General features: G+C 74.8%; 12 protein-coding genes. 9 read left to right on the top strand and 3 right to left on the bottom strand.

Annotated elements, in window-relative coordinates; translation table 11 throughout:
* Nucleotides 1-4: 4 nt before the first annotated feature.
* The 3 genes from ABD292_RS38005 to ABD292_RS37995 all read right to left on the bottom strand — a co-directional run bounded on the left by ABD292_RS38005 (nt 5) and on the right by ABD292_RS37995 (nt 2,268).
* Complete coding sequence (locus tag ABD292_RS38005) at nt 5-916, bottom strand: hypothetical protein (RefSeq protein ID WP_344216210.1); 912 nt, start codon at nt 914-916, stop codon at nt 5-7.
* Nucleotides 913-1,710, bottom strand: coding sequence for a hypothetical protein (locus ABD292_RS38000; RefSeq protein WP_344216208.1), 798 nt, complete (start codon nt 1,708-1,710; stop codon nt 913-915). Before ABD292_RS38000 ends, ABD292_RS38005 begins: the two co-directional genes overlap by 4 nt.
* A gap of 81 nt (nt 1,711-1,791) precedes the next feature.
* Nucleotides 1,792-2,268, bottom strand: coding sequence for a MarR family winged helix-turn-helix transcriptional regulator (locus tag ABD292_RS37995; RefSeq protein ID WP_344216206.1), 477 nt, complete (start codon nt 2,266-2,268; stop codon nt 1,792-1,794).
* Between the two features lie 100 nt (nt 2,269-2,368).
* On the opposite strand from ABD292_RS37995, the gene ABD292_RS37990 reads away from it, so the two are divergent.
* The 9 genes from ABD292_RS37990 to ABD292_RS37950 all read left to right on the top strand — a co-directional run bounded on the left by ABD292_RS37990 (nt 2,369) and on the right by ABD292_RS37950 (nt 12,560).
* Nucleotides 2,369-3,787, top strand: coding sequence for an FAD-binding oxidoreductase (locus ABD292_RS37990; RefSeq protein ID WP_344216204.1), 1,419 nt, complete (start codon nt 2,369-2,371; stop codon nt 3,785-3,787).
* A gap of 63 nt (nt 3,788-3,850) precedes the next feature.
* Nucleotides 3,851-4,573 carry a hypothetical protein gene (locus tag ABD292_RS37985; RefSeq protein ID WP_344216202.1) on the top strand — a complete coding sequence of 241 codons (723 nt, stop codon included), beginning with the start codon at nt 3,851-3,853 and terminating at the stop codon, nt 4,571-4,573.
* Between the two features lie 87 nt (nt 4,574-4,660).
* Nucleotides 4,661-5,065: a GntR family transcriptional regulator gene (locus tag ABD292_RS37980; protein ID WP_344216200.1), complete on the top strand. Its 405-nt coding sequence runs from the start codon at nt 4,661-4,663 to the stop codon at nt 5,063-5,065.
* On the top strand, nt 5,062-5,949 hold the full coding sequence (locus ABD292_RS37975; RefSeq protein WP_344216198.1) for an ABC transporter ATP-binding protein: 888 nt from the start codon (nt 5,062-5,064) through the stop codon (nt 5,947-5,949). The genes ABD292_RS37980 and ABD292_RS37975 overlap by 4 nt, the downstream gene beginning before the upstream one ends.
* Nucleotides 5,946-6,989 (top strand): ABC transporter permease, encoded by a 1,044-nt coding sequence (locus ABD292_RS37970; protein WP_344216196.1) that lies wholly within the window; start codon nt 5,946-5,948, stop codon nt 6,987-6,989. The genes ABD292_RS37975 and ABD292_RS37970 overlap by 4 nt, the downstream gene beginning before the upstream one ends.
* Nucleotides 6,986-8,401, top strand: coding sequence for a S41 family peptidase (locus ABD292_RS37965; RefSeq protein ID WP_344216194.1), 1,416 nt, complete (start codon nt 6,986-6,988; stop codon nt 8,399-8,401). The genes ABD292_RS37970 and ABD292_RS37965 overlap by 4 nt, the downstream gene beginning before the upstream one ends.
* A gap of 12 nt (nt 8,402-8,413) precedes the next feature.
* Nucleotides 8,414-9,559: an alpha/beta hydrolase family protein gene (locus tag ABD292_RS37960; protein WP_344216192.1), complete on the top strand. Its 1,146-nt coding sequence runs from the start codon at nt 8,414-8,416 to the stop codon at nt 9,557-9,559.
* A gap of 44 nt (nt 9,560-9,603) precedes the next feature.
* Nucleotides 9,604-10,173 carry a hypothetical protein gene (locus ABD292_RS37955; RefSeq protein ID WP_344216190.1) on the top strand — a complete coding sequence of 190 codons (570 nt, stop codon included), beginning with the start codon at nt 9,604-9,606 and terminating at the stop codon, nt 10,171-10,173.
* Between the two features lie 35 nt (nt 10,174-10,208).
* Complete coding sequence (locus ABD292_RS37950; RefSeq protein ID WP_344216188.1) at nt 10,209-12,560, top strand: DUF7824 domain-containing protein; 2,352 nt, start codon at nt 10,209-10,211, stop codon at nt 12,558-12,560.
* Nucleotides 12,561-12,595: the final 35 nt, after the last annotated feature.

Below are 12,595 nucleotides of genomic sequence, written 5' to 3'. Positions count from 1 at the left end.
CCGCTCAGGGCGGGCATTCCGGCCGCGTCCTGCGTACGGAGAACTCCAGGCGCAGCGACCCGTCGGCGGGCAGGGCTATCGCGCGCGCCCACGGATCGCTCGCCCAGCAGGCGGGCAGGAGGAAATACCGCTGGTTGGAGTGGATCAGCAGGCGCAGGCCGGTGTAGCGGTAGCGGTACATGGCCTCGGGGTCCGGCAGCGCCGTCTCCTTGATCCCCGGGCCCTCCAGGTGCAGCCGCCTGGCCGCGTACACCACCGTGCTGGGCATCCCCGCGGAGTCCACCCGGTACTGCAGGGCGGCCTCGGCGCCACGCCGCTGCGCGTACAGGGTGACCGCCCACAGCAGCAGGACCAGCAGGAGCGCCGCGCAGGCCGTGCGGCGGACGAGCTGGTCGGCGGGGGAGCTCGCCGGCCGCGGACGGATCCGCCGGCGCAGGGAGTCGCCGTAGACGAGGGCGAACACGCCCAGCCCCAGGCAGAAGGGCACGACGTAGAACCGCGTTCTCCACCAGCCGGCCAGGGCCACGATCCCCACCGCGACGCTCACGACCCCGAGCACGGCCATGACCGTGATCACCCGCGTCGTCGCCGTACGGTGTCTGTCCGCCGACCGGACCAGCCACCGGTGCGCCGTGGGCGCGATCAGAGCCAGCACCAGGAGCAGGATCAGCGGCTCTGTCGCCGGCGCGACGCTGCGCAGCACGTATTCCTGGAACGACAGGCCCAGCAAGCTCTGCTCGATGCCGAGACCGGCGTACATGGTGTTGGCGCGGACGGCCCCGACGTACATCATGACGGCCGCGACGAAAGTGGTGGGCGTCACGACGTGGGCGAGGACGCTCCAGACGCGGCTGAGGTCCTGGGCCGGCCCGGTGTCGTCACCTTCGGAGGCGTCTTCGGGCGGCGCTCCGGTCACGACTCGTCCGGCGCCGGGCCGTGGTCGGTGTCCGGCTGCGTGGGGCCGCCGTCGCCGGGAGGCTGGACGGGTTCCTCGGGGGACGGCGCGGAGGGACCTCCCGTGCCGGGCTCGGGCCCGTTCGAGGACGACGACGAGGGGGCGGAGGACGGCGACGAGGACGACGACCGCGTGCCGGTGGGCGGCAGCGTCGCACAGTCCGGGAGGGTGGCGGGATCGGCGGCCACCGAGCACGCGTCCCTGAGGAATTCCGGCGGCAGCCCGCCGAGGCGTTCGAGGGCGGCGCGGGCCCGCAGGGCGGTGGCGCGGTCGCCCTCGGCGGTGGCGGCCACCAGGAGTGTGTGGTTGAGCATCCGCAGGCCAGGCCGGAGCATCTGGGGGTGCAGGTCGGAGCTCTGCTGCTCCGCCTGAAGGGCGTCGTGGTACGCCTCGCCCATCAGTCCCTGGTTCGCCTTGGCCGCCGCCCCGCAGACCTTGGCGATCGCCTTCGTCTCGGGTGAGCTGTCGCCGGAGGACGCCGCGCGGCCCATCCGCTCCGCCGTGCCCGCGAAGTCACGGCTCTGACCCATCCGCTGGCAGTCGAGCCCTACCTGGACGGTCGCTTCTGGCAGATCGCCGCTGTCCTCCTCGGGGACGAGCTCCTCGTCGGGGGTGATGACCGGCCGGGCCCGCAGCGGGGCGCCAGGTCCGGCCTCTCCCGCGCCGCCCGCCCCGGACCCGCCGTCGCCGCAGCCGCCCGTCAGCGCCAGCGCGGCCGCGAACGCCGCCACCGCGGCAGGCAAGGTCCTCCGCACCGTTTCCTCCGATGACTCGCCGGTGTCAGAACCAGCTCGTACCTCGCGGGAGCGGGCGCCACTCCGGGCAGGGTGCACCGATCACCGTACGCTGCCGATTTCTTGCCGCCGGGCGTCGCCCGGCTCGACCAGGCGGGTGAGCAGGTCGATCAGGTGCTCGCGGTCGGCCGGGGGCAGCGGGGCGAGGAACTCCTCCTGGGCGGCGGCGATCAGCCGGTCGAGCTCGACGAGCTGCCCGCGGCCGGCCGGGGTGATGGTGATGATGTTGCGCCGCCGGTCCTCGGGGTCGGGCGCGCGCTCGAGGCAGTCCCGTCCGGCGAGGTCGTTGACGACCGCGACCATGTCGCTGCGGTCGATGCCGGTACGGCGGACGAGACCGGCCTGACTGGCCGGGCCGTACTCCTCCAGCGTGGCGAGCAGCGCGTAGTGGTAGCGCCGCACGCCGGCCTGGGCGAGCGCCCGGTCCACGATCCGGTTGGCCGTCAGCGCCGCCTGGTTCGCCAGCCTGCTCGGCAGGCCGCGCAGCCGCCGTGGCGGCGCTTCCTCGGGGATGTTCACGGGCGCCAATCTAGCAATCGTTGGACAGACCCACGATTATCTGCGATCGTTGGTCCAACCAATGTTGGACCTACCAACAGATTGACGAGGGATCAACGACATGACCGACACCGCCGAACGCCGCGACCCCGGGTGCGTGAACCTGGGCGCGCGCGTCCGTGGCCGCACGCTCTATCCGGGCGACGAGGGCTTCGAGGAGACCTGTTCGGGCTGGCTGCTGACGGTCGAGCACCGGCCCGCGGTGGTCGTGGAGGCCGCCGACGCGGGCGACGTGGCCGCCGCCGTACGGTTCGCCGCCGACACCGGACGCCCGGTCGCCGTCCAGTCGACCGGCCACGGCGTGTCCGTCCCCGCGGACGGCGCCGTCTTCATCGCCACCGGGCGGCTGCGCGAGCTGTCGGTGGACCCGGACGCGGGAACCGCGCGGATCGGCGCCGGCCTGCGCTGGGGCGAGGTGCTCGCCGCGACGGCCGAGCACGGCCTGGTGCCGCTCTGCGGCTCCTCCGAGCAGGTCGGCGTGATGGGATACCTGACCGGCGGCGGGCTCCCGCTGGCCTGCCGCACGTACGGCTTCGCCGCCGGCCACGTCCGCTCGCTCGACGTCGTCACCGCCGACGGCCGGCTCCGCACCGTCTCGCCGGCGCGCGAACCCGACCTGTTCTGGGCGGTACGCGGCGGCAAGAGCAACTTCGGCGTCGTGGTCGCCGCCGAGATCGAGCTGCTGCCGCTGCGCACCGTCTACGGCGGCGGGCTCCGCTACCCGGTCGAGGACGCCGGGCGGGCCGCCCACGTGCTCCGCTCCTACCTGGCGTGGGCCAAGGAGCAGCCGGAGGAGATGTCGTCCTCGGTGACGCTGATGCGCTTCCCCGACGCGCCGCAGGTGCCCGCGGAGTTCCGCGGCCGTTCGCTCGTCCTGGTGCGGGTGGTATGCACGGGGGACGAGGAGCGGGCAGAGCGGCTGGTGGAGCCGCTGCGCGCGCTCGGGCCCGACGAGGACACCTGCCGCGCGATGCCGTACCCGGAGATCACCGGCATCTACCAGGACCCCAGGAACCCGGTCATGGCGCACCTGCGCAGCGCTCTGACGTACGAGCTGGACGAGGAGGCCGTGGCGGAGCTGGTGTCGTTCATCGACCCGGCGGCGCCCGGCGGGCCGTTCCCCGGCATCGAGCTGCGCCACCTGGGCGGGGCACTCGACCGGCCGCCCGCCCGGCCGCACGCGGTCAGTACCCAGGGCGCGGCCTTCCACCTGTGGCTGCGGATGCCCGCCCCGCCCGAGCGGGCCGACGAGGTACGCAGGACCGCCGACGCGGTGCTGCGCCGGCTGCGGCGATGGGACACCGGCGCCCAGCTCCCGGGGTTCCAGTTCGACCACGACTCCGACCCCGCCCGGGTCGGACGTGCCTACACCGAGGAGACCTACCGGCGGCTGGCCGCGCTGAAGGCGGCCTACGACCCGGACCACCTCTTCCGGATCAACCACACCATAGCGCCGCGGACCGCCGAGGGGATTGCGTGACGCCCACGGGGTAGCTGCCGTCCCGTGGAGGCAGTTGCGCGTACCGACGCCAAGGAGCAGCCCATGCGACAGCCGTGGACCTCACTCACGAGGTCAGGACTGGCCGCGGCCTTCGGCACGGCGGCCCGCCTCCGGCACGGGAGGCCGCTCCACACGTCCGGCCTCGTCCTCGACGCCCACCTGCGCCTGCACGGGACGCCGGAGCCGTGGGGGGTGCCCTTCCTCGACCGGCGGATGGACCTTCCGGGCATCGCCCGGCTGTCCCGCTCGGTCGGCGTGCCGCCGCCGCTTCCCGACATCCTCGGCCTCGCACTCCGCTGGGAGCAGGACGACACCACCGCCGACCTGCTGCTGGCCACCACCGGGCGCACCGCGCTCGGCAGGCGGCTGCTGCGGCCCGCGACCCGGTGGACGGGGCTCTACGGCTCCCTGTTCCCGTACCAGGCGGGGGAGCGGCGGGTGCTGCTGGGCGCGTTGCTGCACACACCGGTACGGCTGCCCGCCACGCTCGACGCGCTCGCCCAGGTCGTCGAGCACGGCCCGCTCACCGTGGCGCTCCTCGCCGCCGCCCCGTCGGGGCCGTGGCGGCCGTTCGGGCAGGTGCGCCTGTCCGCGCCGGCCCTTGAGGACGCGGAATATCCGACGCGCTTCAACCCGATCCGCCACCCGATCGCGGGGCTGCCCCCGGCGAGCTGGCTCAACGACGTCCGCGACGCCGCCTACGCCTCCGCGCAGCAGGTGCCCGACCTGCCGGAGAAGTCCCGCGACCTCAGCGGCGTCGCCTAGCGCCTTTCCTGACCGGCATCAAGCCTGTACAGCGTTCCTTATGATCCCTTAACATCTGGGATCCTAAAGTACTAGCAGGCTAGATAAATGGAGAAGCCGGTGATCGAGTTCCACTTGGACGCCAGGTCGGGTGTCTCGCCGTACCTGCAGCTGGTCCAGCAAGTACGGCACGCGCTGCGCCTGGGCGTGCTGCGCGAGGGCGACCAGATGCCGACCGTCAAGGAGGTCGTGGCGCACCTGGCCATCAACGCGAACACCGTCCTGAAGGCCTACCGGGAACTCGAGCACGAGGGCCTGGTGGCGGCCCGGCCGGGGGTGGGGACGTTCGTGACGGCGACCCTCGCCGACGCCTCGCTGGCCGCGCACGGCCCGCTGCGGCAGGAGCTGCGGCGCTGGCTGGACAAGGCCCGCCGCGCCGGCCTCGACGACGAGAGCATCGAGGCCCTCTTCATGACCACCTTTCGGACCACCGCACAGGAGGACATAGCGTGAACGCCGTCCTGGAGGCCCACGGACTGGGCAGGAGATACGGCAGACGCTGGGCGCTGCGCGAGTGCACCCTCGACCTCCCGGCGGGCCGCGTCGTGGGACTGGTGGGTCCCAACGGGGCCGGCAAGACGACCCTGCTGAAGCTGGCCAGCGGCCAGCTGGAGCCGACGGCGGGCACGATCACCGTGCTGGGCGGCCGTCCCGCCGGCGGCCCGCCACAGCTCGCCAGGGTCGGGTTCGTCGCCCAGGACACCCCCGTCTACGCCGGGCTGAGCGTCGCCGACCACCTGCGATTAGGCGAGCGGCTCAACCTCCGCTGGGACGCCGCCCTGGCCCGCGACCGGATCACGGGGCTCGGCCTCGACCCCGCCCAGCGGGCGGGCAGACTGTCGGGCGGCCAGCGCGCCCAGCTCGCCCTCACCCTGGGCCTGGCCAAACGGCCCGAGCTGCTGATCCTGGACGAGCCGGTCGCCTCGCTCGACCCGCTGGCCCGCCGCGAGTTCCTGCAGGGGCTGATGGAGGCCACGGCCGAGCACGAGTTCAGCGTGCTGCTCTCCTCCCACCTGGTCTCCGACCTGGAACGGGTGTGCGACTTCCTCATCGTGCTCGTCGACTCCCGCGTCCAGGTCGCCGGGGAGGTCGACCGGTTGCTGGCGACCCACTACCGGCTCACCGGCGCGCGCCGCGACCCCGACCGGTTGCCTGCCGACCAGCACGTGGTCAGCGCGCGTCACACCGCCAGGCAGAGCACGTACGTGGTCCGCACCGACGGCCCCATCCACGACCCCTCCTGGACGGTCACCCGGCTCGGCCTGGAGGACCTCGTCCTCGCGTACATGGACAAGACCACCGTGGACCGGCGGGTCGCCCTGGAGGTGCGGCGATGATCTGGCTGACCTGGCGCCAGTTCCGCGGTTCGGCCGCGACGACGGCCGCCCTGCTCGTCCTGCTCGCCGTCGTCCTGGCCCTGACCGGCCCCGGCCTGGCCTCCGACTACTCGACCGGGATCGCCGCCTGCGCCCAGGACGGCACCTGCGACCGCTTCTACGACCGTTTCTTCGGCGGGCACGAGACCGCGTTCGTGGCCCTGACCCTCGTCGTGCTGCTCCTGCCCGCCCTCGCCGGGCTCTTCTGGGGAGCGCCGCTGATCACCCGCGAGCTGGAGGCGGGCACGCACCTGATGGTGTGGAACCAGGGCATCACCCGCAGCCGCTGGCTGGCGGTCAAGCTCGGGCTCATGGGCCTGACCGCCGTGACCCTCGCCGGCCTGTGCGGCCTCATGGTGACCTGGTGGTCCGACCCGCTGGACAAGTCGGCCGCCGAGAACCTGGCCCTGATGGCTCCGCTGGTGTTCGGCGCGCGCGGCATCGCCCCGATGGGGTACGCGGCCTTCACCTTCGTCCTCGGCGTGACCGCCGGCATGCTGGTACGCCGCACGCTGCCCGCCATGGCCGTCACCCTGGCCGTCTTCGCCGCGCTCCAGCTCGCCATGCCGCTGCTGGTCCGGCCCCACCTGATGCCCCCGGTCACCTCGACCTTCGAGCTCGGCCCGACGAACGTGGACAACCTCGGCATCAGCCGGGACCAGGGCGGAGAAGTGCGGATCCAGCTGAAGTCGGCCGTCCCCGGCCACACGGGCGCCTGGGTCCTGTCCGCCGACCTGGTCGACGCGTCCGGGCGTACGGTCGGCGCCGGCGGCGAAGGCGCCGCCAAGATCTCCACCACGTCGGGCCCCTGCGCGCCGTCGGCGGCCGGCGGGGACGGCTGCATCGCCGAGATCAACCGGCTCGGCTACCGGCAGCAGGCCACCTACCAGCCCCTTGAGCGGTTCTGGCCCTTCCAATGGATCGAGACCGGGATCTACGCCCTGCTCACCCTCGGCCTGTCGTGGCTCTGCTTCTGGTGGATCCGCAGGCGCCTGTCATGACCGCCGTCAGGATCACGGCCGCCGCGCTCGCCCTCGCGGCGACGGCGGCCTGCACGGCGCCGGCGCCGCCGCGCGCCCAGGTGAGCACGGCCGGCACGGTCTGCGCGGCACCCCGGAGCGCCCCCGCCCCGGAGACGGCCACCACGATCGACGTCATCGAGCAGGCCTACTACTGCATCCTCGGCAACTACTACGGCGGCCCCACGCTGGACGCCCGCTCGCTGCTGAGCGCCGGGTTCGCCGCCCTGACCCAGGAGCTCAACCGTGACGGCCGCGACCTGCCCGAGGCGGGCATGCCGGCGCTGACCGGCGACCGCGAGAGCGACTGGACCGCCTTCGAGGCCGCCTACCGCAGGGTCACCGACCAGGTGCCCGGCCTGCGCGACAGGCTGGCCGTCGTCACCCTCGAAGCCATGGTGGCCGCCCTCGGCGACAACCACGCCCGCTGGACGCACGACGTCGAACGGCCGCCCGACGCCTACGACGGCGACGGCTACGGCCTCGGTCTCCTGGCGAACGTCAACGGCCCGCAGGCGGACGGCAACCCCGGCGTCGCCCTGCCCCCGCTGTTCGTCACCGCCGTGCAGGGCGGGGCGGCGCGGGCGGCCGGGCTGCGCCCGGGCGACATCATCGAATCGGTCGACGGCTCGGCGCCCTTCATCGACGGCAAGGCCACGCCCGCGGTCGCCGCCCTCTACCCGGCGTACCCGGAGGCGCGCCCGGTCCGGCTGCGGCTCCTGCGGCAGAGCACCGGCCGCCGCTGGAGCGTGACGCTCGAACCCGGCCTCTACCAGCAGGACCTGGCCGCCCTGCAAGTGGTGCGGTCGAAGCTGCTCGACGACGACATCGCCTACGTACGGCTGCGCGGCTTCGCCCCCGACTCCGCCGACCGCGTCTTCAGGGCCGTCGCCCGATTGCGCGCCGGCCGGACCCTGTCCGGCGTCGTGCTGGACGTACGCGGCAACGGCGGCGGCAGCCCCGCGGAGGCGACCCGGCTGGTGAGCGCGTTCGGCCACGGCAAGGTCACCGCCTACCAGTGCACCGCGGACGCCACGTGCGCGACCACGCGGACCGACGACACCGTCGAACTGCTCGGTCTGCCGCTGGTGGTGCTCACCGACCGCGGCTGCGCCTCGGCGTGCGAGCACTTCAGCTCCGCGGTCAAGGACCTGCGCCTCGGCCGGCTGGTCGGCACCAGGACGGCCGGGGTGATCTCGGGGCCGGCGGAGCCGTACCTGCTGGCGAACAACACCCTCCTGAGCTTCCCCGCCAGGCACCACCTGGGCCCGGACCGCGAGGTGATCGACCGGATCGGCGTGCCGCCCGACCACCACGTGCCCCTGACCCCGCAGGACGCGGCCGCCGGGCGCGACCCCGCGCTCGCCAAGGCCCTGACCCTGCTGCACGAGTGAACGGACCTCCCGATGAGACAGATCCTCGCAGCCGCCGCGGGACTGGTCGTCCTGGCCGCGTCCGCCTGCTCCGCGCCCACGCCGCCCCGGTCCGCCGTCCCGTCGGCCACGCCGGCCGGCCCCGCCACCCTGCCCGCCCCCACCGGCGCCCACCGGGTCGGCACCACCGCCCTGTACCTGAAGGACGCCTCCCGCCCCGACCCCTGGAACCTCGACGCCGACGCCAGGGAGCTCAAGGTCACGCTGTGGTACCCGACCGAGCAGCGGGACGGGCGGCGGGCGGCGTACATGACGCCGAAGGAGTCGGAGCTCACCCTGCGCGGGCTGGGCGTCGCGGGCGTGCCGGACGACACGCTCAGCATGACGCCCACCAACGCCGTCGCGGACGCCGCACCCACGGGCGGGAAACGGCCGCTCGTGGTGCTCTCCCCGGGCTTCACCAAGCCGATGAGCACGCTCACCTCCCTGGCCGAGGACCTGGCCAGCCGCGGGTACGTCGTGGCCGGCATCGACCACACCTACGAGAGCCACGCCACCACCCTCCCCGGCGGGCGGGTCGCGGAATGCCTCGCCTGCGACAGCGACAGCGACCCGGGCTTCGGCGCGGGGCTGGTCGCGGTACGGGCGGCCGACGTCTCCTTCGTGCTCGACCAGTTGCCGGCGAAATGGGATGGCGCCGACCGGATCGACCGGTCCCGGATCGCCATGGTCGGGCAGTCGATCGGCGGGGCCGGCGCCCTGGCGACCATGGTGAAGGACTCCCGCGTACGCGCCGGGATCGACATGGACGGCACCACCTACGCCCGCATCCCCAAGGGCGGGCTCTCCCGGCCGTTCCTGTTCCTGGGCTCGCCGCAGCACGTCCCGGGCGGCCGCGACACCTCGTGGGAACGCGACTGGAAGCTGCTGACCGGGTGGAAACGCTGGCTCGTGCTGGCGGGCGCGGAGCACCAGTCCTTCACCGACGGCCCGGTGCTGTCCAGCGCTCTCGGCGTCACGCCCGCCTCCGGCGTCCTGCCCGCGGCGCGCGCCGCCGAGCTCACCCGCACCTACGTGGCGGCCTTCCTCGACCGGCACCTGAAGGGCGAGCGGCAGCCCCTCCTGGACCAGCCGTCCGCGCGCTACCCCGAGGTCACGTTCTGCCCCACGACCTGCTGACGGCGCGGACGCGGATTGTCGGAGATCATCTCTAGGGTGCTGCCATGACGTGCCCCCCTTCTTGCGCGCGGATTCGCGAGCGCGCCGTCGCCCGCGACGCGCGCGGCCTGGCCGACCTCGTGATCGCCCTGTCCGACGCCGAGCGGGCCGAGACCGCCCGGCACCTGCCCGACCTGCGCGACGAGCTGCGCGGCTTCGGCGGCTACGGGGAGCTGCTGCGGATCGTGGGAGCCGGCGTGCTGTCCGGCCCCGCCGCGACGGCCGCCTGGCTGACCCGGCGCGAGTTCGCCGACCCGTGGCCGAGGCTGGATGAGCTGGCCCGGGTGCTCGCCACGCGCCCGGCCGGCTGGCAGGCCGACGTGGCCGCCCGTCTCGTGAGGAAGATCCGCACGCCGGACGACCGCGGCGTCCCGCTGGCGCTGGCCGTGCTACGGGCCACCGGAGCCACGCCGCCCGAGCACGACCCGCTCGTGACCGCCTGGCTGCGCACCCGCCCGGCCGACGACGACCCGCTGCTCGGCCCGCTGCTGCCGCGGATCTTCGAGGCCGAGGGCGTGGGCCGCGAGCTGCGCGAGGAGCGCCTCACCCCGCCCCCACCCCCTGGCTGTCCCTGATCGGGCGGCTGCTCGCGGCCGGCCGGGTGTCGCGGGTGGAGCTGCTGGACGGCTGCCTGCGCCGCTTCCTGCGCGGCGGCGACAGCATCAGCCTGCGCTTTTTCGTCCGGCTGCACGAAATGCTCGACCCTACGCCGCAGGAGGCCGCCGCCCGCACCCGCGACTACCTGCGGCTGCTGCCCGTCGCGCCCGGCCCGGTCGCCGAGCTGGCCCTCGGCCAGCTCCGCCGCGGTGGCTCGCTGGAGCCGGCCGACACGGCCGAGGCGGCCGGCGCGCTCACCTTCCGCGCGGAGTCCAAGCTCGCCCTGGGCGGCCTGCGCCTCGTCGAGGGGGAGACCGACGGCGCGACCGGGCATCCGTACGCAGCCGAGCTGGCCGCCGCCCTGGCCACGGCGTTCGGGCACGCCTCCTACGAGGTTCAGGGACGGGCCGCCAGGATCGCGCTCAAGCGTGCCGCCGCCCTCGCCCCGGCCGGCCAGGTTCTCGCCGAGGCGGTGCCGCTGCTTCCCGAGGCGCTGGGGGTGCGGGTGGCCGGCCGGTTCGGCGGCGAGGCGGCGCGGGAGGAGCAGCCCGAGGCGTTCACGCCGCCGCCGCTGCCCGCGCCCGCCGCGCCCGAGCCGTTCCCCGAGCCGACGCTGGACGTGTGGGAGAGCGTGCACACGTGGGTGGACGGGGAGCGGTGGCTGGCGGCGTTCGTCCGGCGGGCCGCCACCGATCGGGAGGGGCTGCGGCGCACGCTGGCCGGGCAGTTCGGCGGCGGCCACCCGCAGGTGCATTCCCAGGAGTCCTGGGTCGAAGTCAGCGACTGGATCGGCGCCCTGGCCGCGCAGGTGACGGACCCGGAGCCGGACCCGGAGCCGGACCCGGAGCCGGACCCGGAGCCGGAGCCGGCGTCCGCCTCCGCCGGTCCGGAGCCGACGTCCGCCTCCGCCGACCCGGAGCCGGCGTCCGTCTTCGCCAGGCCGGAGCGGGCCGTCGGCGCGCCGGAGCAGGCCGCCGGCGGGCTGGAGCAGACCATCGGGGAGCTGCTGGAAGCGGCGTGGAGCGGCGCCGTGCGGCTGCTCGGCCTCCACCCGTCGGCCGGACGAATGGACGGATCGAGGGGCGGACCGGCGGTTGGATGGATCCTCGAACCGCTGGCCGGACCGCTGGGCGGGCCGCTGACCGGAGCGCTGGGCGGGTCGATGGCCGGGCCGATGAGCGGGCCGTCGGCTGGGCTGGGGGCCAGGAGTCAGCCGAGCCTGCCCCCGGCGGACGAGGTCGCGCCGCCCCACCTGTTCCTGCTGCGCCGGCTCGACGAGATCCACCGCGCGCTGCGGGCCGGCACGCTGCCGCCCGTGCTGCTGGCCACCCCCACCCTGACCACCGGCCACCTGGACCCCGCCGTCCTGGTGGAGCGGCTGGCGGAGTGCGCCGCCGTGGGCGCCGCGCCGCTGCCCGCCGACCTGGCGCAGGCGCTGCTGCGGCTGCCCCGCGGCCGCCACCCCGAGGCGGCCGGGCAGGCCGCGCGGATCGGCTCGCCGGCCGCCGCGACCGCCGCGCGCTGGCTGGCCGAGGGCGGGCTGCGCGACCCGGAGACGCACGTACGGTGGTCCTACCTCGACGGCGCCACCGACCGTTTGTTCGACGAGCACGAGCCGGCCGAGCGGCCCTACCAGATCCGGCTGCGGCCGGTGCTGCGCGCCGAGCCGACCGGCCACGAAGCGCTCGACGAGCTGCTGACCACCCGGACCCGCTGGAGCTGGTTCCGGTCCCGCGGCCTTCTCAGCTGGTGGCCGTCGCTCCTGCCCTCGCACCGCGAGATCGTCGCCGCCGACTACCTGCCCGACATCCTCCATCCCGGGGTGGCCGCGCGGTGGGTGCGGAACCTCGCCGACGCGGACGGGCCCGCAGGGGAGGCGATGGCGCTGGTCCTCGCCTGCCAGGTCGCCAGGGCGGAGCCAGAGGCGGCGGCCCTGCTGGTGCGCATGGCCGCCAGGGGCGACCTGCCGGCCGAGGAGGTGGGCGCGCAGGTGGCGCTGCTGCTCCGACGCACACCGCACTACCAGCAGCGGCCGATCGTGGTCGTGCTCGCCGACGCCGCGCGGCAGGGCGCGTACGAAGCCGTCTGGCGGCTGCTCACCCGCCTGCTGCCCGCGCTGCTGCCCGCCCCCGGCGAACGGGCGCGGGTCGAGCACACCGAGGCCGTGACCCTGGCGGCGGACGTCGCGGCCTGGGCGGGGGCACGCGGCCCGATCCCGGAGGTGTCGGCGTACGCGACGGCGGGCGGCAGGAGCCGGTTCGCCCGCGCCTGCGCCCGCCTGCACGACCAGCTCCGCCACGGCGGTCCGGCCGCTCGCGGCCGGGTTCACGAGGGCGAGGAGGAACCGGTCGCCGGTGCTCGTTAAATGCGTTGCCGGAGAAGCGGCGGCTGCGGAATACT

Origin of the sequence: Nonomuraea bangladeshensis, assembly GCF_039529455.1 — a bacterium.
Classification (GTDB): domain Bacteria; phylum Actinomycetota; class Actinomycetes; order Streptosporangiales; family Streptosporangiaceae; genus Nonomuraea; species Nonomuraea bangladeshensis.
This window is presented reverse-complemented; position numbering and strand designations above follow the sequence as displayed.